General features: G+C 72.9%; 19 protein-coding genes. 10 read left to right on the top strand and 9 right to left on the bottom strand.

Translation table 11 applies throughout. The features are described 5' to 3' along the window. Nucleotides 1-12: 12 nt before the first annotated feature. Nucleotides 13-1,635 carry an ABC-F family ATP-binding cassette domain-containing protein gene (locus Dfulv_RS23740; protein WP_259866920.1) on the top strand — a complete coding sequence of 541 codons (1,623 nt, stop codon included), beginning with the start codon at nucleotides 13-15 and terminating at the stop codon, nucleotides 1,633-1,635. A gap of 36 nt (nucleotides 1,636-1,671) precedes the next feature. On the opposite strand, the gene Dfulv_RS23735 is transcribed toward Dfulv_RS23740, so the two are convergent. Beyond that, nucleotides 1,672-2,712, bottom strand: a complete 1,041-nt coding sequence (locus Dfulv_RS23735; RefSeq protein WP_259866918.1) for a lysylphosphatidylglycerol synthase transmembrane domain-containing protein — start codon at nucleotides 2,710-2,712, stop codon at nucleotides 1,672-1,674. Between the two features lie 326 nt (nucleotides 2,713-3,038). Between Dfulv_RS23735 and Dfulv_RS23730 the strand changes: the two genes are divergently transcribed. Both Dfulv_RS23730 and katG read left to right on the top strand, forming a co-directional pair. Next, the gene (locus Dfulv_RS23730; protein WP_259866916.1) at nucleotides 3,039-3,332 is read left to right on the top strand and encodes a hypothetical protein; all 294 of its coding nucleotides are present in this window, start codon (nucleotides 3,039-3,041) and stop codon (nucleotides 3,330-3,332) included. Beyond that, complete coding sequence (gene katG, locus Dfulv_RS23725) at nucleotides 3,325-5,598, top strand: catalase/peroxidase HPI (protein WP_406568027.1); 2,274 nt, start codon at nucleotides 3,325-3,327, stop codon at nucleotides 5,596-5,598. Before Dfulv_RS23730 ends, katG begins: the two co-directional genes overlap by 8 nt. A 191-nt stretch (nucleotides 5,599-5,789) precedes the next feature. On the opposite strand, the gene Dfulv_RS23720 is transcribed toward katG, so the two are convergent. Continuing rightward, nucleotides 5,790-6,125: a DUF4190 domain-containing protein gene (locus tag Dfulv_RS23720; RefSeq protein ID WP_259866914.1), complete on the bottom strand. Its 336-nt coding sequence runs from the start codon at nucleotides 6,123-6,125 to the stop codon at nucleotides 5,790-5,792. Nucleotides 6,126-6,211: 86 nt separating this feature from the next. Here Dfulv_RS23720 and Dfulv_RS23715 point away from each other — a divergent pair, with 86 nt between their 5' ends. After that, the gene (locus tag Dfulv_RS23715) at nucleotides 6,212-6,928 is read left to right on the top strand and encodes a SanA/YdcF family protein (RefSeq protein ID WP_406567982.1); all 717 of its coding nucleotides are present in this window, start codon (nucleotides 6,212-6,214) and stop codon (nucleotides 6,926-6,928) included. Nucleotides 6,929-6,944: 16 nt separating this feature from the next. Here Dfulv_RS23715 and Dfulv_RS23710 read toward each other — a convergent pair whose 3' ends face one another. Continuing rightward, complete coding sequence (locus Dfulv_RS23710; protein ID WP_259866911.1) at nucleotides 6,945-7,778, bottom strand: tetratricopeptide repeat protein; 834 nt, start codon at nucleotides 7,776-7,778, stop codon at nucleotides 6,945-6,947. 57 nt (nucleotides 7,779-7,835) lie between these two features. Continuing rightward, nucleotides 7,836-7,967, bottom strand: coding sequence for a hypothetical protein (locus tag Dfulv_RS23705; RefSeq protein ID WP_259866908.1), 132 nt, complete (start codon nucleotides 7,965-7,967; stop codon nucleotides 7,836-7,838). A 144-nt stretch (nucleotides 7,968-8,111) separates the two neighbouring features. Between Dfulv_RS23705 and Dfulv_RS23700 the strand changes: the two genes are divergently transcribed. From Dfulv_RS23700 to Dfulv_RS23685, 4 genes are all read left to right on the top strand, one after another. Next, nucleotides 8,112-8,453 (top strand): hypothetical protein, encoded by a 342-nt coding sequence (locus Dfulv_RS23700; RefSeq protein WP_259866906.1) that lies wholly within the window; start codon nucleotides 8,112-8,114, stop codon nucleotides 8,451-8,453. 90 nt (nucleotides 8,454-8,543) lie between these two features. Continuing rightward, nucleotides 8,544-9,494: a hypothetical protein gene (locus Dfulv_RS23695; protein ID WP_259866904.1), complete on the top strand. Its 951-nt coding sequence runs from the start codon at nucleotides 8,544-8,546 to the stop codon at nucleotides 9,492-9,494. A gap of 4 nt (nucleotides 9,495-9,498) precedes the next feature. Next, nucleotides 9,499-10,608, top strand: coding sequence for a sensor histidine kinase (locus Dfulv_RS23690; protein WP_259866902.1), 1,110 nt, complete (start codon nucleotides 9,499-9,501; stop codon nucleotides 10,606-10,608). After that, complete coding sequence (locus Dfulv_RS23685; RefSeq protein ID WP_259866899.1) at nucleotides 10,605-11,282, top strand: response regulator; 678 nt, start codon at nucleotides 10,605-10,607, stop codon at nucleotides 11,280-11,282. Before Dfulv_RS23690 ends, Dfulv_RS23685 begins: the two co-directional genes overlap by 4 nt. Nucleotides 11,283-11,289: 7 nt before the next feature. On the opposite strand, the gene Dfulv_RS23680 is transcribed toward Dfulv_RS23685, so the two are convergent. The 4 genes from Dfulv_RS23680 to Dfulv_RS23665 form a co-directional block, all read right to left on the bottom strand. Continuing rightward, nucleotides 11,290-12,594, bottom strand: coding sequence for an MFS transporter (locus tag Dfulv_RS23680; RefSeq protein WP_259866897.1), 1,305 nt, complete (start codon nucleotides 12,592-12,594; stop codon nucleotides 11,290-11,292). 148 nt (nucleotides 12,595-12,742) lie between these two features. Further along, on the bottom strand, nucleotides 12,743-17,725 hold the full coding sequence (locus tag Dfulv_RS23675) for a carbohydrate-binding protein (protein ID WP_259866895.1): 4,983 nt from the start codon (nucleotides 17,723-17,725) through the stop codon (nucleotides 12,743-12,745). Between the two features lie 14 nt (nucleotides 17,726-17,739). Then, the gene (locus Dfulv_RS23670) at nucleotides 17,740-17,874 is read right to left on the bottom strand and encodes a hypothetical protein (protein WP_259866893.1); all 135 of its coding nucleotides are present in this window, start codon (nucleotides 17,872-17,874) and stop codon (nucleotides 17,740-17,742) included. Further along, nucleotides 17,871-18,512, bottom strand: coding sequence for a hypothetical protein (locus tag Dfulv_RS23665; protein WP_259866891.1), 642 nt, complete (start codon nucleotides 18,510-18,512; stop codon nucleotides 17,871-17,873). Before Dfulv_RS23665 ends, Dfulv_RS23670 begins: the two co-directional genes overlap by 4 nt. 226 nt (nucleotides 18,513-18,738) lie before the next feature. Here Dfulv_RS23665 and Dfulv_RS23660 point away from each other — a divergent pair, with 226 nt between their 5' ends. Both Dfulv_RS23660 and Dfulv_RS23655 read left to right on the top strand, forming a co-directional pair. Continuing rightward, the gene (locus Dfulv_RS23660; protein WP_259866889.1) at nucleotides 18,739-19,062 is read left to right on the top strand and encodes a DUF6092 family protein; all 324 of its coding nucleotides are present in this window, start codon (nucleotides 18,739-18,741) and stop codon (nucleotides 19,060-19,062) included. Continuing rightward, entirely contained in the window at nucleotides 19,059-19,616 is a 558-nt protein-coding gene (locus Dfulv_RS23655) for a nitroreductase family protein (RefSeq protein WP_259866887.1), read from the top strand. Before Dfulv_RS23660 ends, Dfulv_RS23655 begins: the two co-directional genes overlap by 4 nt. A 9-nt stretch (nucleotides 19,617-19,625) precedes the next feature. Here Dfulv_RS23655 and Dfulv_RS23650 read toward each other — a convergent pair whose 3' ends face one another. Continuing rightward, a complete protein-coding gene (locus Dfulv_RS23650; RefSeq protein WP_259866885.1) occupies nucleotides 19,626-20,609 on the bottom strand; it encodes a hypothetical protein in 984 nt (327 codons plus the stop codon). Between the last annotated feature and the right edge of the window lie 57 nt (nucleotides 20,610-20,666).

Raw genomic sequence — 20,666 nt, 5'->3', positions numbered from 1 at the left:
GAGAGCTGCCCAATGTCCAAGGCTTCCATCGTCTGCACCGGTCTGTCCTTTTCCTGGCCGGACGGCACCCCGGTCTTCGACGACCTCACGTTCACCGTCGGCACCGGCCGCACCGGCCTCGTCGCGCCCAACGGGGCGGGCAAGAGCACGCTGCTCAAGCTGGTCGCCGGCGAGCACCGGCCGACCGGCGGCTCGGTCACCGTCGACGGCGTGCTCGGCTACCTGCCGCAGGCGCTGCCGCTGTCCGGCGACCTCACCGTCGCCGACGTGCTGGAGATCGCGCCGGTCGTGCGCGCGCTGGCCGCCATCGAGTCCGGCGACGCGAGCGAGGAACACTTCACCGTCATCGGCACCGACTGGGACGTCGAGGAGCGCGCCCGCGCCGAACTGAGCCGGCTCGGCCTCGGCGACGTCGCGCTGGACCGGCGGCTGGGCTCGCTCAGCGGCGGCCAGATCGTCTCCCTCGGCCTGGCGGCGCAGCTGCTGAAGGCGCCGTCGGTGCTGCTGCTCGACGAGCCCACCAACAACCTCGACCGCGACGCCCGCCGGCGGCTCCTCGCCGTGCTCGACGACTGGTCCGGGTGCCTGCTGCTGGTCAGCCACGACCGGGTGCTGCTGGACCGGATGGACCGCATCGCCGAGCTCGACCACGGCCAGGTGCGCATGTTCGGCGGCAACTTCGCCGAGTACGAGGCCGCCAAACGCGCCGCGCGGGACGTCGCGGAGCGCCAGCTGCGCAGCGCCGAGCAGGACCTCAAGCGGGAGAAGCGGGAGCTGCAGCAGGCCCGGGAGCGGGCCGCGCGCCGGGCGAGCACCGGGGCGCGGACCAACGCCGACATCCCGCGGATCATCCAGGGCGGGCTGAAGCGCCGCGCGCAGGAGTCCGCCGGCCGGGCGAACGAGCTGCACTCGCAGCGCCTCGAGGCGGCGCGGGCGCGGGTCGACGAGGCGGACCGGGCGCTGCGCGAGGACGACACCCTCGCGCTGTCACTGCCGGACACGACCGTGCCGGCGGGCCGCACCGTCTTCGACGGTGAGCGGCTGCGGGTCCGCGACCTGTTCGCGGGCGACGGCGTGACGCTGACGATCCGCGGCCCGGAGCGGATCGCGCTCACCGGCGCCAACGGCACCGGCAAGTCGACGCTGCTGCGGATCCTCGGCGGGCTGCTCGAGCCCGACGGGGGCCGCACGGCGCGGGCCGACGGGCGGGTGGCGTACCTCTCGCAGCGGCTGGACCTGCTCGACCTCGACCGCAGCACGCTGGAGAACCTGCGGGCGTTCGCGCCGCGGATGCCGGCGTCGGACATGATGCACCAGCTGGCCCGGTTCCTGTTCCGGGCGGAGCGGGCGCACCTGCCGGTCGGCGCGCTGTCCGGCGGGGAGCGGCTGCGGGCGACGCTGCTGTGCGTGCTGTGCGCCGAGCCCGCGCCGCAACTGCTGCTGCTCGACGAGCCCACGAACAACCTCGACCTGACCAGCGTCGCGCAGCTGGAGCGGGCCCTCGACGCCTACCGGGGCGCGTTCGTGGTGGTCAGCCACGACGACCGGTTCCTGGCGGAGATCGGCGTGCAGCGCTGGCTGCTGCTCGCCGACGGCCGGCTCACGGAGACCGGCCCGCCGGCCGCCGTGAGCTGACCTTGTGACGGCATCCGTCGTCACGCGCGGCGGGAGTCACTTCACGGCACGGTCGCGGGACGGCTCGCGACGGAGCAGCAGCGCGGCGAGGCCGCCGACCGGGATGATGAGCCAGCAGGAGAGCAGCCGGTAGAGCAGGACGGCGGCGGCCGCGCCGATCCCAGTCGCGCCCGCGGCGGTCAGCCCGGCGATCAGGGCGGTCTCGACGACACCGACGCCACCGGGGGTGAGGGGCACCTGCCGGACGATCTGCACGCTGAGGTAGATGCCGGCAAGTGCCGCCACGCCGACCGGCAGGCCGAGCCCCCGGGCGACGGCGATCAGGCACAGCAGGTCCGCGAGCCATTTGACGGTGGCGTATGCGAGCGCCGCCGCCCAGTCGACGGTGCGGAGGCCGGCACCCGCCCGCCACGCTTCGCGGGCCGAGTTCAGCGCGATCCGCACGTACCGCGCGGCGCGGCCGCCGGTCCGTCCGGACCGGCTCGCCGGCGGCCTGCGGGAGTACCGGCGTCCGGCCAGCACGACCGCGGTGGTGAGCACGGCCAGCCCGACGACGACGACCAGGGGTCGCCAGTTCAGCAACGCCGCAGGGCTGCCGGCGACGATCGCGGCACCGCCGCCGACGTACAGCAGGGCGAGCCCGCCGATGGACGCCAGCCCGGACACGATCGCGGAGGCGGCGGCGATCTCTCGCGTGGCACCGGCACGCTCGTACTGCCGGATGGTGTACGCGGTGGAGAGCGCGGGCCCGGCGGGCAGGCTGATGGACAGCGCCGTGCTGGCCAGGATGATCGCGAACGCGCGGCCGCGCCGCAGGTGCACGCCCAGACTGTGGAGCAGGCGCCGTTGCTGGAGCGCGAAGGCGCCGATCGAAGCGGCCTGCAGGAACGCGGCGAGCAGAATCCAGAGGTAGCCGGCGCCGGCGAGCGCCTTGAGGACGTCCCGCGGCGCCGGGAGGCGTCCGTGCAGGCCGATCACGGCGAGACCCGTCACGACGGCGGCGAAGACGATCAGGCGGGTCAGCCGCCTCCGCCGTCTCGTGGCGGCGGCTGCCGAGCCGTCCCCGGAGTCCGCCACGGGAGCAACCGCGGCGGTGCCGCTGTGCGGCCCTCCCGACCGCGTCGGCAAGGCAGGCTGGTGATCGGACATGCTCCGATCCTCGCAAACGGCCTGACGCCCGCCGGTCCCACCGTGCCGATCCCGGGCGAAGGTGCCGCGCGCCACACCCGACGGCACGACAGCCCGCGCGTGCAAATACGCGGACTCCCCCGATTGCATCGCCATCACCGATCTGCCGGCCCGGCCGCATCCCCCGCGCGTCGGTACGGTTGAGCCACGAGGGGTGAGAAACCACCCTCAAGATTTTCTTGACTCACTCCAGAAAAGTGTCCAAACTACGGACCGTGCGAAGTGTGTTCGACGCCGAACCCCTGCTGCGCGGGGCCACCCTGCGTGTGGCCCGCCCTCGGGTGGCGGCGTTGACCGCGGTGCGCGAGCACCCGCACACCGACACGGACGCGATCGTCCGCGTCGCGCGCGGGGAGCTCGGCGACGTGTCCACGCAGGCGGCCTCCGACGTGCCGTGGGCGCCGACCGCCGCGGGTCCGGTGCGGCGCATCGAGCCGGCCGGCTCCGCGGCCCGCAACGAGTCGCGGGCCCGCCTGCGCCCGGCCTGCCCCATCTCGCCCGATTCCTGACCTTGTAACCGACCTGCCCGGTCTCAGCGTGACGTCTGCGGCCGGCACCGCTGCCGAGCTCAAGGAGAGCAACGTGGAAACTGAGAAGAACGGCCTCATCACGAGTGAGTCCCCCGCGCGCCCGCCGAAGGCCAGGACGAACCGTGACTGGTGGCCGAATCAGCTGGACCTGAGCACTCTTCACCAGAACCCGCCCGCGGGCGACCCCATGGGCGCGGAGTTCAACTACGCCGAGGAGTTCAACAGCCTCGACCTCGACGCGCTGAAGGCGGACATCCATGCGGTGATGACCACCTCCCAGGACTGGTGGCCCGCCGACTACGGCCACTACGGCCCGCTGTTCATCCGGATGGCCTGGCACAGCGCGGGCACCTACCGCATCAGCGACGGCCGCGGCGGCGCGGGCTCCGGCGACCAGCGCTTCGCGCCCCTGAACAGCTGGCCGGACAACGCGAGCCTCGACAAGGCGCGGCGCCTGCTGTGGCCGGTGAAGAAGAAGTACGGCAAGAAGATCTCGTGGGCCGACCTGTTGGTCCTCGCCGGCAACTGCGCCCTGGAGTCGATGGGCTTCCAGACGTTCGGCTTCGCCGGCGGCCGCGCGGACGTCTGGGAGCCCGAGCAGATCAACTGGGGCAACGAGGACACCTGGCTCGGCGACCAGCGCTACAGCGGCGACCGTGAGCTCGCCAAGCCGTACGGCGCCGTCCAGATGGGCCTCATCTACGTCAACCCGGAGGGCCCGAACGGCAACCCGGACGCGCTGGCCGCGGCCCGGGACATCCGGGAGACGTTCGGCCGCATGGCGATGAACGACGAGGAGACCGTCGCGCTGATCGCCGGCGGGCACACGTTCGGCAAGGCCCACGGCGCCGCCGACCCGGACCGCAACGTCGGCCCGGAGCCCGAGGCCGCGCCGATCCAGGAGATGGGCCTCGGCTGGAAGAACGCCCACGGCTCCGGCAAGGGCGGCGACACCATCACCAGCGGTCTCGAGGGTGCGTGGACGCCGACCCCGACGACCTGGGACAACAGCTTCTTCGAGACGCTGTTCAGCTTCGAGTGGGAGCAGACCACCAGCCCCGCCGGCGCGAAGCAGTGGAAGCCGACCGACCCGGCCGCGGGTGACCTGGTGCCGGACGCGCACGACGCGTCGAAGCGGCACGCGCCGATGATGCTCACGACGGACCTCGCGCTGCGGGTGGACCCGATCTACGAGGAGATCTCGCGCCGCTTCTACGAGAACCCGCAGGAGTTCGCCGCCGCCTTCGCCAAGGCGTGGTTCAAGCTCACGCACCGCGACATGGGCCCGATCGCGCGGTACCTCGGCCCGCTGGTCCCGGCCGAGCCGCTGATCTGGCAGGACCCCGTCCCGCCGGTCAACCACGAGCTGGTCGGGGCGGAGGACGTCGCCGCGCTGAAGGAGACGATCCTCGGCTCGGGGCTGTCCATCTCCGAGCTGGTCGCGACCGCCTGGGCCGCGGCGTCGACGTTCCGGTACACCGACAAGCGCGGCGGGGCCAACGGCGCGCGCATCCGCCTCGCGCCGCAGAACGACTGGGAGGTCAACGACCCGGCCCAGCTGGCGAAGGTCCTGCAGACCCTGGAGCAGATCCAGCAGCAGTTCAACGCGCAGGCGGGCGGGAACAAGCAGGTCTCGCTGGCCGACCTGATCGTGCTCGGCGGATCCGCAGCCGTCGAGCGGGCCGCGAAGAACGCCGGGTTCGACATCGAGGTGCCCTTCACGCCGGGCCGCACGGACGCGTTGCCGGAGCAGACCGACGTCGAGTCCTTCGCGGTCCTGGAGCCGACCTTCGACGGGTTCCGCAACTACCTGGGCAAGGGACACCGGCGTCCGGCGGAGCAGCTGCTCGTCGACCGGGCCCAGCTGCTGTCGCTCAGCGCCCCCGAGCTGACCGTCCTGGTGGGTGGCCTGCGGGTGCTGAACGCGAACACCCAGCAGTCGCAGCACGGCGTCCTCACGTCGCAGCCCGAGGTGCTGAGCAACGACTTCTTCGTCAACCTGCTCGACTTCGGCACGACGTGGACCCCGACCACGGACGAGGAGGAGACGTTCGAGGGCCGCGACACCGGCACGGGCGAGGTGAAGTGGACCGCCACCCGCGTCGACCTCGTCTTCGGCTCGAACTCGATCCTCCGCGCGCTCGCGGAGGTCTACGCGAGCGACGACGCGAAGGAGAAGTTCGTGCGTGACTTCGCCGCCGCGTGGGCCAGGGTCATGGACCTCGACCGGTTCGACGTGGCCTGACCGTTCCGGACCGAGCTGGGCATCGCGCGAACCGGATGCGTGCCGGTTCGCGCGATGCCCGCCCCGCGGTCATCAGCGCCCGTGCCGCCGGCCGGCCCGGCGGCCGGTTCCGGCCGTTCCGGGAACCGACGGTAGCTCCGCGCGAGGCCGGGCACCGCTGACAGATGTCACCCGTCGAAACGATCCGATGGTCACAACCCAGGGATCTTCACCGCCATCACGTTGAAGAGGATGTGCCAGGTGAGGACCAGCAGGAAGATCACGAACCCGATCCAGCCGACGAGGATGCCCGCCAGCGCCATGCCGGCACCACCCTGGCCGGTCCGGCGGATCTGCCGCCGCGCGACGTGGCCGAGCACAACACCGACGACACCCGACACGCCGCCGCAGCAGAGGAGAAGCCCGGCGATCGAGACCACCATCGACGCGACCGCCAGCCCGTTGATCCCAGGGCCTGCTGTGGCACCGGGCGCACCCGGAAAGGACGGAGCCGGCGGATACTGCTGAGGATGCGGAGGATACGTCACAGCGGCGAGCGTAGATGACCATCCGGCTCGCCCGGGCGGGTCACCACCACGGTCGAGGTACCCGCCGGTTGACATCTGCGGGGATCATGGAGCGCGTGCGGAAGCCATCGTTCATGGCCTGGCGGCCGGGTCCGAAGTTCCGGCGCTGGTCGCGGCGCATCAGGGTGTGGGCGACGGTGGCCTCGGTGGCCGCGGTCGTGGTCACGACGGCCAGCGATGTGTGGGTGCGGTCGAGCGCCGGCCACCACATCTTCACCGAGCAGACGGTGCCCGAGGCGCCGGTGGCCCTGGTGCTGGGCACGCTGGTCGACGACAGCGGCGTACCGTCGGATTTCCTCGCCGCCCGTCTGGAGGTGGCCCGCCGGCTGTTCGTCGCCGGCAAGGTGCGCGTCATCCTGGTCTCCGGCGACAACATGCGCCACGACTACGACGAGCCGACCGCGATGCGACGTTGGCTGGTCGAGCACGACGTGCCCGCCGACCGGATCGTGCTGGACTATGCCGGCTTCGACACGTACGACTCCTGCGCCCGTGCCCGCCGGATCTTCGGCGTGCAGAAGACGATCGTGGTGACGCAGAGCTTCCACCTGCCGCGCGCGATCGCGGTGTGCCGCCGGCTCGGGCTGGATGCCAACGGCGTCGGCGACGACACTGTCAAGCACCACCGGGTCGCCTGGCTGACCAGTTCCGCCCGTGAGCACGTGGCGAGCGTCAAGGCGGCCCTCGACGTGCTCTCCGGCCGCGATCCGGTCCACCTCGGCCGTCACGAGACCGGGGTCGAGGACGCGCTACGGAACGGCTGACCGAATCACGTCGGCATCACGTCGCCGGGTGCAGGTCGGTCCAGGTGCGGGTCGCCGAGTTCTGCCAGCGGTCGAGGACCTCGCGGACCCGGTCGAGCGGCGCCGCGACCAGGCAGCGCTGCTCGCCGCTGAGCTCGACCGCCCGCTGGTCGACGGTGCCTTCGCTGCAGCACTTGCACAGCACGACCCCGTTGCGCAGCGGCTCGAAGCCGAAGCCGTCCGCGTCGAGCAGTTCGGCGAGCGCGTCGAGGTCCGCCGGCTCGGCGGCCGTCACGGTGACGGTCAGGGTGGGCCGGTCGGAGGCCTCGAAGAGCATCAGTTCGTCGAACACCCGGTAGGTCCGGTCGTCGACGACCCGGTCGCCCTTGGGCTCACCGTCGTGGACGACGATTTCACCGTACCGGCGGGAGGTGTCGAACGGCACGCTCATCACGCGGCCACGGGTCGGGCAGAGCCGCTGGATCCAGACGACCTCGGCGCCGTCGAGCCGGACACAGGCCAGGCCGAAGTCGCCGTCGATCGGGCCGTCGCCGGGTGGCAGGGTGATCCCGAAGCCGGTCCACGCGTCGCGGGCGGTCGCCCAGTCCCGCTGGATCGTCGCGGCGATGCCGAGGTTCCAGAACGCCGGGTCCTGCGTGCCACGGGCGGCGTGCGCGGCGGCGTGGATGCCGAGCCGGTACGCCTCCGCCCAGTTCCGGCGGAACTTCTGCGCCAACGCCGCGTCATACCACCAGCCGCCGGCCCTCGGGTCGTCGGGTGTCTGGGTGGCGAGCTGTTCGTACAGCACCGCGGACCGTTCCCAGTCCTGCGCGTTCCACGCGGCGACTGCCTGCCGGACCTGCTCCTCCATGACGACTCCTCCGCGATCCGACGGTGAGCGTACCCCGGAACGGGACCGCCGGCAGGGTCAGTCGTCGATCTTGAACCGGCCATGGAGGAGGTGCATAGCGGGCGCCGGCCAGGACCTGAGCGGTGAGGTCGGCGTCGGACAGCAGTGGTAGTGCGGGGTGCCGGGCAGGGTGAACCCGTGCTCGGTCATGGACCAATCCTGCCATCGGCGCGGCACCCGCGAGTGCGGGGCGGCGCGCGGACCGATCCGTCGGGTACCGTCGCTGCATCGTTCGGCCCGGTGCCGCACGGCGGCGCGGATTACATATGGGGAGGCACTGTGCGGGGACAGCGATTGAGCAACAGGGTGGCGCGCGGTGCGCGGACGGCCGCGGCGGCCGTGCTGATGTCCGGCGCGCTGGTCACCACGGGCGTGCTGGCGACCGCGAGCCCGGCCGCGGCGGCGCCGTCGAGCTGCCACATCGGCAAGGGGTGGAACGTGCCGGGCTACGTCTGGTACCGCTGCGACTCGGGCTCCGGCTACTACCGGGCGATGGCGTACTGCTCGAACACGCCGGGCGGCTGGGGCCTCTACGTCTGGGGCCCGTGGCGCGGCACGAGCAGCGGTCTCCCGTCGCAGGCGAACTGCCCGTCCAGCCACCCGTACCTGGTGGACGGGCTGGGCGAGCGCAAGTAACGGCGTCACCTGCCGTACCCCCGCTGGGGTACGGCAGGTGACCTCGGCGGAGGGACGGCGCCGGTCCGCGGCCGCCATACCGTCACCGGCATGATGCTCTTGCTCCTCGCCCGCCACGTCTGGGCGGCGGTCCGGCCGGTGACCGCACAGCAGCGGCTCCTGTGGTGGTGCGGTGCACTCCTTGTCGCGTCGGGGACCGTGCACGCCGTCGTCGCCGTCGTGGACGGCGGCCCGTGGCTCGGCGCGGTCACGTGGCGCAAGCCCGTGGTGTTCGGCCTGTCGTTCGGCATCCTGCTGTGGTCGGCCGGCTGGGTGCTGCGCCTGCTCCCCGAGCGCCGGTGGGGCTGGCTGCCGGCCGGCCTGCTCGCCGGCACCTCCGTCGTCGAGGTCGCGCTCATCACGCTGCAGCGCTGGCGGGGCGTGCCGTCACACTTCAACGCGGACACCGCGTTCGACGCCGCCGTCTGGTCGGTCATGGGCATGTCCATCGTGCTCGCGGTGCTCGCCGTGCTCGTCCTGCTGATCTGGGTGCTGGTGCGGGCCGGCGGGGGCGCGGCGACCCGGCTCGCCGCCGCTGCCGGGCTCGTGGCGGTGCTGGCCTCCGGCGCCGTCGGGCAGCGCATGGCGGCCACCGGTGAGGCCGTCTACGCGGCGACGGGCGCCGTCCCGGACGGGGTCGTGTTCGGCGCCGCGGGCAGCGCCAAGCTCGCGCACGCCGCCGGCCTGCACGGCCTGCAGGTCCTGGGGCTGCTCGCCGTCGTGCTCGGGACGACCCGGCTCCGCGAGCGGCAGCGGCTCGGGCTCGTGGCGGTGGCGGTCGCCGGATACGCGGCGGTGTTCGCCGCGCTCACCGTCACCGCGTACGCCGGACGGGCCTGGACCGCGCCCACGCCGGCGATGGCGGTCCTCGGCGTGGCCGGGCTGGCGGCGCTGCTCGTCGTGGGTGCCGTCACCGCGTGGCAGGTGCGGCGGCCGGCACGGGCGCCGGCGGAGCCTGCCCGGACCGAGGCTGGGCCGGTGGCGACCGGCATGATGGGATGACCGCGTGATCGGAAGCAGCGTGCGCCGGGTGTCCGGCCGGGTCGCCGACGCGGCCGGCCGGGCGCCCGCGGCCGTGGTCGACGGCGGGCTGGCCGTCGCGACGTTCGTCGCGCTCGTCGCCGTGCCGGGCTCCGAAGCGGCACCGACGGCCGGCACGCTCGTGCTCACCGCGCTGATCAGCGGTGCGCTCGCGCTGCGCCGGCGGGCGCCGCTGACCGGCTATCTGATCGGGACGGCCGCGCTCGTCGCCGAGGCGTTGTGGATCGCGCCCGGCCAGCTCTCCCCGTACGCCAACCTGATCGGGCTGTACTCGCTGGGCCAGTACGGCAGCCGGCGCCGTTCGCTGTGGGGCCCGTTCATCGCGCTGGCGGGTGTGCTCGGATACTTCGCCGGCACCGACACCCCGCAGACGGTGCCGGCCGGCGTCATGTTCACGTGGCTGCTCGCCTGGGCCGCCGGGTACGGCGTCGCGCGGCGCCGCGAGCAGCAGGCCGCGGCGCGGGAGCGGCTGCGCCGGGAGGCCGTCGCCGACGAGCGGACGTCGATCGCCCGCGAGCTGCACGACGTGGTCGGTCACGCGGTCACCGTCATGCTGGTCCGCGCCGGGGCCGCCCGCGTGGTGCTGGAGCGCGATCCCGAGCAGGCGCGGCAGATGCTCACCGGCCTCGAGCAGACCGGCCGGGAGGCGCTCGACCAGCTCGACCTGCTGCTGGGCGCCCTGCGCAGCACCGCCGGGGCACAGCCCGGCACGGACGACCTCGCCCGGCTCGCCGAGCGGATGACGGAGGCCGGCATGACCGTGACGGTGCGGCTGGAGCCGCCCGACCAGGAACTGCCGCGCAGCCTCGACGGATCGGTGTACCGGATCGTGCAGGAGGCGCTCACCAACGCGCTGCGGCACGGGCGGGCGGGTGCCGCCGACGTCCTGGTCCGCACCGACGGCACGGCGGTGGAGGTCGACGTGCGCGACGACGGCCGCGGGCCGGTGCCGGGGTACCAGCCCGGGCGCGGCCTGCTCGGCATCACCGAACGGGTCGCCGTGCTCGCCGGCACCGTCGAGCACGGCGGGAACGGCACCGGCTTCCACGTCCGCGCGGTGCTTCCACTGCCATGACGACGATCCGGGTGGTGCTCGCCGACGACGACGCCCTGCTGCGGGCCGGGGTCGGCGTCGTGCTCGCCAGCACGGCGGACATCGAGGTCGCGGGCGAGGCCGCGGACGGCATCGGCGCCGTCGAGGTGTGCCGTTCACTCGATCCGGATGTCGTACTGATGGACGTGCGGATGCCGGGCATCGACGGCATCGAGGCGACCCGTCGCATCGTCGCGGCCGGCCTGGCGACGCGGGTGCTGGTCCTCACCACGTTCCGCCACGACGAGTACGTGTGGGGCGCGCTCCACGCCGGCGCCAGCGGGTTCCTGCTCAAGCGGGCGTCGCCCGAGCGGCTCGTCGACGCGGTCCGGACCGTCGCCGCGGGCGACACGCTGCTGGACCCGGCGGTGACCCGCGACCTGGTGAGCCACTTCCTGGCGACGACCGGCTCACCGGACGCGCTCGCGCAGGCCGGCGCGGCCGGCCGGCAACTGGCGGCCCTGACCGACCGTGAGCGGCAGGTGCTGCGGCTCGTCGCCGAGGGCCTGTCCAACGCGGAGATCGCGGACGTGCTCGTCATCGCCGAGTCCACCGCGAAGACCCACGTCAAGCGGATCCTCGCCAAGATCGGCGCGCGGGACCGGGCGCAGGCGGTCGTGCTCGCCTACCGCGCCGGCCTGGTGCGCCCCGGCTGACCGCCGCTCACGCCGTGGCCTTCGCGTCGGCCTCGGCGATCGCGGCGTCGACGCGGGCGTTGGTGAGCCGGAACGCGGCATACCCGCCGGCGGCGAGGGTCAGGATCCCGGCGGCGAGCAGCGGCGCGCGCAGGCCGCCGGTGTCGGCCAGCGCGCCGCCGGCGAGCGCCCCGAGGGGCATGACGCCCCAGGCGGCGACCCGGTAGATGCCGATCGTACGGCCGAGCAGCGGATCGGGGGTCAGCCGTTGCCGCAGCGAGCCGTAGACGACGTTCCAGAGCAGGATCGCCCAGCCCGTCAGCGCGTAGGCCCCGGCGGCGAGGTACGGCGAGCGGGTCGCGGCGGCGAGCACCAAACCCAGCCCGGTGACCACGGCGGACAGGACCATGGCCCGGCCGCGGCCGATCCGGCCGGCGAGCCGGGCGGCGGTCTGGCTGCCGATGACCCCACCGGCACCGCCGGCCAGCAGGAACAGGCCGAACGCCGCCTCCGGCACGCCCAGGACCTCCCGGGTCCACAGCACTATCAGCGCGGTCGCCATGGCGTTTCCGAATCCGAGCACGAGCACCACCGACAGCAGGGCGCGGTGCATCGCGTGGCCGCGGACGAACCGCACGGCCTCCCCCATCGCCCGGAACATCGGCGTCCGCCCGCCGCCCTGGGCGCGGTAGGTGCCGGGCAGTCCGATCAGCAGCAGCACCGCCAGGGCGTAGCAGGCGACGTTGAGACCGAACGCCGCGCTCGCCAGCAGTGCGAAAAGCGCGCTGGCCGCCGGCGGGCCGAGGAACCCCTGCGCCAGCAGTTCGGTGCCCTGCAGGCGGCCGTTGGCGGCCTCGAGCCGTTCGCGGTCGCCGAGCACCGTGGGCAGCATCGACAGCAACGCGTTGTCGTAGACCGTCTCGCACGCGCCGAGCACGACGACCACCGCGTACAGCAGCCACAGCGACGCCCGGTCGAGCGCGACGGCGGTGAGCAGGGCCGCGATCGTGGCGGTGCGGACGGCACCGACCAGCAGCGCGAGCCGCCGCCGGTCGAAGCGGTCGACGAGGGCGCCGGACGGCAGCCCGAGCACCAGCCACGGCAGGTAGCCGAGCGCGTTGAGCGCCGAGAACGCCACGGGATCGGTGGTGAGGCGCGCGGCGAGCAGCGCGATGGCGACCCGGTACACCGCGTCGCCGAACTGGCCCGCGGCGGCTGCCGCCCAGAGCCGGTTGAACCCGCTGCCGAGCCCCCGGCCCGGCCCGCGCCGGCCGGGCACCATGCCGGCCGGTGCCGTTGCGTCGACGTCGTCCGCCTGCCCCCGCTGCGTCATCGACCCACCTCACCGGATGGGCACCGGTCCGGGGAAGCCCCGTTCGCGGCGAGCGCAACACGGCCGACGCGAACAGCTCCGCCGGTGGCGGGCGGCTGTCCTTCTCAAGGGCCGCCCGCCACCGGCATGCGCTCACCGTGCGGCAGGGTCAGCTGATCCGCTTCCAGGGACCGTTGGCGTCGCCCGGCGACTGGTTGCGGGTGTACCACTTGGCCTCGTACACATGGTTCTGGTACGTCACCCGGTCCCCGGTGTTGTAGACCGTCGTCGGTGTCCAGGCCGGCGGGCCGTTGCCCGGCGCCGGCGGCGCGACCTCCTCCCAGGGACCGTTCGGGTCACCGGGGGCCTGGTTGCGGGCGTACCAGCGGGCGCGGAACTTCTTGTCCTGGTAGCTCACGACGTCACCGGCGTTGAAGATCCGCGACGCCGTCCACAGCGTGGTGCCGTCCTCGGTCATGGCCAGTTCCTGCCACGCGCCGTTCGGGTCGGCGCCCGGCTTCTGGTTCTGGCTGTACCACGCGGCGAGATACGGCTTGCCCTGATAGCTGACCTTGTTGCCGGCCTTGTACTGCACCGCCGGGCTCCACGCCGGCGGTAGGTTCACCGTCACGGTGACGGTGCCCTGGACCGGGTCGAAGGTGTCGTTGCCCGAGTACGCCGCGGTGAGCGTGTGGCTGCCGGCCGCGAGGCCCGGTGGCAGCGGGAAGGTGGCGGTGCCGGTCGGCGGCAGGGTGGCCGAACCGCGCACCGTGGTGCCCTCGCGCAGTTCGACGCTGCCCGCCACCGGTACGCCGCCCGCGGTCACGGTGACCGTCACCGTCGCCGACGTGCCCCAGTCGACCGGCGCGGCCGTCGCCGTGACCGTCGCCGCGCCCTTGGGTGTGCGGAAGACGGCCGGCCGGGCCACCGCCACGCCGCCGTCGGCGCTCTTCGCCGAGACGATCCAGGCGTACGACGTGGCGGGCGTGAGGCCCCGCCAGGTCACCGTGGCCGTCCCGTTCGCCGTGACCTCGTCGGTGCCGATGACGCCGGACGGCACGTACAGCGCCAGCGAGTCGGTGGCGAAGGACGTCCGGCGGCTGGTGAGGTCGACCGGCAGCGTCAGGTTGTCCTCCGCGCCGTTGTACCGCGGCTTGGGCTGGCTGCCGTCCTTGCGGATGTCGAACTCGGTCGCCCCGAAGTTGTTCAGGAACGGCGAGTACGTGTCGATGTGCATCACGGCGCGCTTGACATCGAACTGCAGCAGGCGCAGGAAGCTCGCGCCGAACTGGAGCCGGTCGGTCGCCTTGTGGTCGGGCGTGCCGTCGCCGTTGAGGTCGATGTTGCCGTTCGCGTCGACCAGCTTCGGCCACAGCTCGCCGGCCGACACCGTGTAGAACTGGTAGTCCGCCAGCAGCTCGACGACGTCGTGGGTCACGGTCACGCCGACCTTCGACTTCAGGTTGGTGCCGACGCCGTGCTCGTGGCCGGCGAGGACCAGGAAGACGTTCGGGTTGGCCTCGACGACCTGCTTGTACAGCGGCGAGCCGTCCGGCGCGGAGAAGGCCGCCCCGCGGCCGTCGGGGTTCGTCGACGGCTTGAGGTAATCGTGCGAGAGCAGGATGCCGTTGCGGTCCTTGTACCGCTTGAAGACCGAATCGGCCCACTTGGCCTCCTGCGGCGTGACGCCGTAGGACAGGCCGACCGCGACGAAGTCCAGGCCGCCGGCGGAGAACAGCACGTAGTTGTTCTGGTTGTCCTTGCCGGGCTTCACCGTGCCGTCGGCGTTGACCTGCTCGTCCCAGGCGTGGTACTCGGTGCCGGCCGGCCACCCCTTCGCCACCTGGTAGTACCGGTCGGCGCTGAAGGTCCGGGCGAAGCGGGAGTTCGGCCCGGTCTCGGCGCCCAGCTGGTTGTCGTGGTTGCCCGCGATGACCTGGTTGACCACGCCGCTGTCGTCGAGGATCTTCTGGTAGCCCGAGGCGAGCGCGAGCTCCTTGTCGACCTCCTCGTTGAGGCCCGGGCGCTGCAGCGAGCCGTCCGGGTTCTTCGCCAGCGGGTCGTAGTAGTCGTTCTCGATGATGTCGCCGGTGTGCGCCGTGTAGGCGATCTTGCGGCCCGCCGCGTTGTCGGCGATCCACTGGGTGGTGTCCTTGTAGGCCGCCGCCCAGATCGCCTGCTCCTCGATGGTCTCGACGTCGGAGGGCTCCTGCTTGCCGTTCCAGTTGTCGTACGCGCCGCCGGCCGCGCCCTCGGTGAGGTACTGCGTGTCGGTGAAGTGCGCGAGCGCGAAGTCGTAGGTGGCCGGGTCCTCGAAGCGGTCCTTGTCCTGCTGCGCCGTCGCGTCGCGCGGCGACAGGTCGTCGGCGAACGGGTCCTCGCCGGTGACCAGGACGTGGACGGTGCCGCCGGCGCGGTACTCGGCACCGAGCTGCGCGGCCAGGACGGTGCTGCGTCCCGCCTGTCCGCGGGAGCTGGTGAGCGCGACCCAGCGCTTGCCCGACGGGTCCCACACGCGCAGCGCCACGACCCGGTCGGGGTCGATGGTGCCCTCCCAGCGCAGGATCGGCGTCTCGGTGGCACCGAGGCTCAGGTCGTACCGCTGGAACACCACGTCGCGTCCGGACGGGGTGTCGATCGTCTTGCCGTCGAGCGGCCGCAGCGAGTCGACCTTGACGGTGGCGTCGTGGGCCACGTCGAGGGTGGTCGGTACCCCGGTCGCCTCGCCCTGGTAGCCGGCGGTCGGGAGGACGACGTCGGCCTTGGTGAAGGTGGCCGTGAGCGGCACGCCGGCCGCGCCGGGCACCTTGGCCGAGAGGGTGGCGTCGTCACCGGTCACCGCCGCGTTGAGCGCGTCCGGCACGTCCGGGATGCTCGCGCTGGTGAAGCGGATCTCCCGGGTGGCGGTGTTGCCGAGCGTGTCGGTCGCGGTGACGGTGATGGTGTGCGCCCCGGCCGGCAGGCCGTGGCCGATCTGGTCGCCCTGGGCGACGGCCCTGCCGTCCAGCGTGATCACCGGCTTGCCGGCGACGCCCGAGGCGTCCTTGACGGTGACGACGAGCGCCACGGTGGAGGTGAGCCGCTGGCCCTCGGCCGGGACGCTGTTCTCGATCTCGGGTGCGGTGTTGTCGACGGTGAACCGCCGGGTCGAGGTCTTGTCGCCGACGACGGCCGTGATGGTGTGCTCGCCGTCGCGCAGCTTGGTGCTGTCGACGTCGGCCCGCCGGCCGAGCGCGGCCGGTACCGCACCGGACTCGGTGGTGACGTCGAAGAGGATGGTCTTGTTCAGCACGGCGTTGTGGCTGCTGCCGCAGGTGCCGTCGCCGATGAAGACGGTCACCGGCTGGCCCGCGGGGTAGCTCGCCGACCCGATGGTGACGGTGTTGCCGGCGATCTCCCTGGTCAGCTGGGTCGCCTTCGCACCCACGGGAGCCAGCTGGAAGTCGCGCAGTGTGAAGTCGTCGTAGTTGTCGCAGCCGCCGGGCGTGGCACTGCCGTGGTCGCTGCCGGCGACGAACTCCACGACGTTGACGCCGGGCACCAGCCACTCGTTCGGGAAGCTGAGGTCGGCGACCTCCTTCTCCCAGACGCCGAGGCTCAGCGGGATGCCGTTGATGAGCACCGTGTTGTCGAACCCGTTGTCCGCGCCGTTGCCGCCGACGAACACCCGCAGGTGCGCGTCGCCGCCGGAGCCGAGGGTCTCGATCGTGCGGGTCGTCGGCGCCCCGGTGATGTCGAAGTGGAACTCGGCCTCCTTGTTGGCGCCGCAGGTGCCGTCGCCCAGCGCGAGCGAGGCGGCGGTGGTCGCCTCCTTCGTCACCGTCGTGCCGTTGGTCGTGACGAGGTAGGTCGTGCCCGCGGTCACCGTCCCGGCGGTGCTGATCGCCAGGCTGGCCGAGCTGCGGGTGACCTTGAAGTCGTCGTGGTTGGCGCAGGTCGCGCCGTTCAGCGTGCCGTTGTAGTCGCCGGTCTTGACCTGGATGACGTTGTCGCCGGGGCGCAGGAACCGGTTCGGGAACTTGAGCGTCGCGGTCTCCGCGCCGGTGACGCCGTAGTCGCCGCCGAGGGCGACGCGGTTGCCGTTGACCAGCAGGTAGTTGTGGTACTTCGCCTCGACCGAGTTGCCCGCCTCGATCGTGAGGGCGAAGGTGGCGGTGCCCGCGGCGAGCGTCTCGGCGTTCCCGGCCGGGCTGTCGTCGATCGCGAGCGACTCGACGGTGCCGGTGCTGCCGGTCGGCAGGGCGGCGGTCACCGGCCGCAGGCCGCGGATGACGGCACCGTCGGCCGGGGACACCTTCGGCGCGCCGGCGGGTGCGTTGTTGATCCGGACGGTGACGCTGGTCCTGGCGCCGGACTTGGTGGTCGCGGCGACGACGTGGGTGCCGTTGGCCAGCTTGGTGGTGTCCAGGTCGGCGCCGAGGCCGGCGGTGCTGCCGGGCTCGCCCGAGATGACAAACGTCAGGTCCTGCTTCAGCGCACGCGGCGAGCTGCCGCAGGTACCGTCGCCGAAGGTGTAGCTGAAGTTGTTCTGCTCACCGTCGGCCACGACGCCGAGCAGGCTCAGGCTGATGCTGCTCAGCGGGAAGTCGTCGTAGTTGGGGCAGCGCAGGCCCTCGCCGTTGGGCAGCTGCTCGACGCCGGTGGCGGCGGCGTTGGTGGTGTCGACCCAGTTCCAGCCGGCGTGCACGGTGACGGTGTTGACGCCGGGGTGCAGCCAGGCGCCGGGGAAGTCGAGGGTGCCGGCGCGCCCGCCGGGGATGTCCGGGAAGTAGATCCGGTCGGCCTCGGACGTGTGGTCGTTGACGGTGATGTAGTTGTGGTACCTGGCCTCGGTACCGTTGCCGCCCATGTCGAAGCCGAAGTGCGCGGTGCCGGCGGTCGCCTTCGCGGCCACGGCGTGGCCGTCGACCGTCAGCGCGACGACCGAGTCGTTCTCGATGGTCGGCTCGGCGTTGACCTTGACGGTGCCCTCCAGTGTCTGCCCTTCGGTCAGGTTGAGGACCGGTGCGCTGGAGGTGGGCGGTGGCGCGTTCTCGGCGCCCGCCGTCGTCGGGACGATCGCGGCGGTGGATCCGCCGACGAGCGTGACGGCGAGCAGCGGCACGAGCACGTGCGTCCACTTCCCACCCGCCCGCCGCAGTCGTTGCCTCATGGTGCGGTGTCTCCTTAACTGACGGTGACGAGATGCATCGCGGATACGGTGACCGGACCGGCGCCGGACAGGGTGCTGCCGGCGGCGGCGAGGACAGGGGCGACACGGGTCGCCAGGCGCAGGACGGCGCGCGACCGGGCGCCGATCATGGAAGGGCCCTTCGCCGCCGCAGCCACCAGATCAGCGCTCCCCCGGCGGCTCCTGCGAACAGCACGCCGCCGACCTGGACGGCGGCGCTGCGGCCGAGGTCCGTGCCGCCCCGGGCCGGTGCGTCACCGAGTGCCCAGTCGTGGGAGGCCGCGTCCGACCGGTACACCGCGCGTTCGCCGTCGGGGCCGGTCGCGAGGGTCTGGTACGCGGGATTGAGGTCGGTCAGCGTCCGTACCGCGACCGACGCCGTGGCGACCGGTCCGGGGCACGTGTAGGCGATGGTCACACCCGTCCGGGCCAGGTCGGCCGGCGGCTCGACGGCGCCGGCGCACGAGCGCCCGCCGCTCGCGACGGTGATCTGCCGCAGCAGGTAGGCCGCGAACTTGTCGGACGGCCCGATCGCGGCGGCGTCGGCGTCGTGGTAGAAGACCGCGCCGTCGAGCATGACCCGGTCCTGCGGCAGCAGGCCGAGCGCGACCCCGAGCAGGGTGAGGTCGTCGAGGCCGCCGACCTTCCACCGCACCCGCACGACCTCGGGCCGCTCCTGGTCGAGCGCGACGGCCACCGTCTGCGGGTCACCGAACGGGTGCGCCGCGGCCGGCGCGGGCGCGGCGAGCACGGCCACGACGAAGGCCACCAGCGCGAGAGCGCCCGCCGGGCAGCGCCACCGCCGTCCGTTTGAGGCCAAGGCCGACCACTCCAGGTCTGTGGGTTCCGAGACGCGACCGGCTGAGTCTGCCGAGCTTTCGGAAAACGCACAGGCTTCACTCAGCCAGCACCAGAAGAAGCGGGCGTGAACATCTGTTGATCATCGACCGCCCGGCGTCGCCCTCGCCCGAGGTGTAGACGGAACCTCGCGGGTAGTGGCAACGGCGATGGTGCTCACCGAGGACGAGGCGCTCGAGCTGCTCGCCTACCTGGTCACCGCCGCCCGGACGCAGGTCGACGAGGCCGCGGAGTACGGTCCCCTGCGGCTGCTGACCGCCGCGCAGCGGCTCGCCGGGTTCATGGCGCCGCGGGTGTCGCCCGAGACGCGGGCGCTGCTGGAGGGGCCGATCCCACGGGTGCCGCAGACGGCGACGCGGTCGGCCGACCCGGAAGGGTACGCCGCCGCGCTGGACACCGTGTGCCGCGCGGTCGCCGAGCACCTCGTCGCGCGGTACGGCCTCGATCGGGGCCTGCGGTGAACCGTGACGCGCTCGAGGTGATCAGGACGCGCCGGGTCGTGCGCGCCATGACCGACGAGCCGGTCCCGCGTGACCAGGTGGAGCGGATCCTCGACGCCGCCGCGCACGCGCCGAGCGCGGGCAACCGCCGGCTGCAGCGGTTCGTCGCGGTCGACGACGCCGCGACGCTGCGCGTGCTGCGCATGGTCTCCCCCGGCATGCTCCAGCGCCCGGCGGCGGCCGTCGTCATCTGCGTCGACGTGGCACGCGCCGCCGGGTACGGCTTCCGGGAGACGAGCAGCGGTCTGTCCATCGACGTCGGGACCGCCGCGCAGACGATGCTGCTGGCCGCCCACGCGCTCGGTCTCGGCTCGGGACCGGTCACCTCGTTCAGCAGGGCCGCCGTCGGCGTGGTGCTGAACCTGCCCGCCGGGTGGCGCCCCGAGCTGATCGTGTGCCTCGGCCACGCCGCCGCGGCCCAGCCGCCGCCGGTGGCCCCGAACCGGCGGTACAGCTGGCGCGACCTCACCTCCTGGGGCCGCCTCGCCGACGATGACGTCGATGACCGGGCGTGACCGCCGTGGTCAGACGGCGACGACGATCTGGGCCTCCGGCGCGTTGAGGATCGAGGACCGGTCCTTGTGGGTCCGCTCGTAGTCCAGCACCGAGCGGATCTGGTCCTCGTCCGCCTCCCGCAGGCGGGCACGGACCGCGGCGACGTTCATCCTGTCGTACTCCTGCCACGGCTCGCGGACCTGGAGGTCGTGGATCGCCTCGAGGATCGGCATGCGGTTGCGGGTCGCCCGTTCGTAGGCGTCCGCGGTGGCCAGCTCGGCCTGCGAAAGCTGCGTCAGCCAGTCGAGGACCTGCTCGACGGAGAGGTTGTCGTAGTCGGGGTTGATGGTCCGTACCTCGATCCGCATGGCCTCACCCCGGGCGGACCGCAGCACGTCGACGGCCTCGTCCCGAAGCCGGTACATGCTCTCGCGCAGCTGCGGCAGCTGGAGCATCTGGACCGCGCCGGTGCCGGGCGCCTGCTGGACCAGTTCCCCTTCGGCGTCGCCGAAGACCACCGCCTCGGCGAGCCGGTCCAGGGCCGTGAAACACTCCGACAGCGTGACCTCGCTCTCCACGCGCAGGTCGACGGCGAGCCGGGCGGTGGTCTCGTCCCGGCAGGTATGGGCGATCTGCTCCAGCGCCCGGTAGTTGGCGTCCACCACGGCGGTGGCGGCACACAGGTCGCGGGTGTTCTTCAGCACCCGCTCCTCGCTGTCCTGCCCGCGCAGCAGTTGCAGCGGCGCCTCCGCCATCGCCACGGCCTGCCCGCCCGCCACGCGGACGACGCCCATGCCCAGGTGCCGCAGGCCGCGGCGGGCACCGAGGTCACCCAGCCGGTCGGACACCTGGTAGGCCCGCTCGCGGGAACGGCGCCGCTGGAACTCCAGCCACCGGCGGTAGTCCCCTTCCGGAACGAGGGCGATGGTGGGGGCGAGGAGGGCAGTCAGGGCGTACTCCGCCGCCCGCGCGTCCTGCAGATACTCGATGACCTTCTGTCGGGCGGTCGTCATGGCGCTCGCTCCTTGGAGACCGAGGGGCGGTGTCCGGCAGTTGGTTCCCCGTGGACG

This window comes from Dactylosporangium fulvum (assembly GCF_025137375.1).
GTDB lineage: Bacteria > Actinomycetota > Actinomycetes > Mycobacteriales > Micromonosporaceae > Dactylosporangium > Dactylosporangium fulvum.
The sequence above is the reverse complement of the archived record's forward strand: the minus strand, read 5'-3'. Positions and strand labels throughout refer to the sequence as shown.

What these genes read in the sequence shown, in the direction of transcription:
- Dfulv_RS23695 (WP_259866904.1), top strand. Translation starts at nt 8,544, where the DNA reads ATGATGCTCTTGCTCCTCGCCCGCCACGTCTGGGCGGCGGTCCGGCCG.
- Dfulv_RS23710 (WP_259866911.1), bottom strand. Translation starts at nt 7,778, where the DNA reads ATGGAGGAGCAGGTCCGGCAGGCAGTCGCCGCGTGGAACGCGCAGGAC.
- Dfulv_RS23670 (WP_259866893.1), bottom strand. Translation starts at nt 17,874, where the DNA reads ATGATCGGCGCCCGGTCGCGCGCCGTCCTGCGCCTGGCGACCCGTGTC.
- Dfulv_RS23650 (WP_259866885.1), bottom strand. Translation starts at nt 20,609, where the DNA reads ATGACGACCGCCCGACAGAAGGTCATCGAGTATCTGCAGGACGCGCGG.
- Dfulv_RS23685 (WP_259866899.1), top strand. Translation starts at nt 10,605, where the DNA reads ATGACGACGATCCGGGTGGTGCTCGCCGACGACGACGCCCTGCTGCGG.
- Dfulv_RS23705 (WP_259866908.1), bottom strand. Translation starts at nt 7,967, where the DNA reads ATGACCGAGCACGGGTTCACCCTGCCCGGCACCCCGCACTACCACTGC.
- Dfulv_RS23715 (WP_406567982.1), top strand. Translation starts at nt 6,212, where the DNA reads ATGGAGCGCGTGCGGAAGCCATCGTTCATGGCCTGGCGGCCGGGTCCG.
- Dfulv_RS23680 (WP_259866897.1), bottom strand. Translation starts at nt 12,594, where the DNA reads ATGACGCAGCGGGGGCAGGCGGACGACGTCGACGCAACGGCACCGGCC.
- Dfulv_RS23675 (WP_259866895.1), bottom strand. Translation starts at nt 17,725, where the DNA reads ATGAGGCAACGACTGCGGCGGGCGGGTGGGAAGTGGACGCACGTGCTC.
- Dfulv_RS23740 (WP_259866920.1), top strand. Translation starts at nt 13, where the DNA reads ATGTCCAAGGCTTCCATCGTCTGCACCGGTCTGTCCTTTTCCTGGCCG.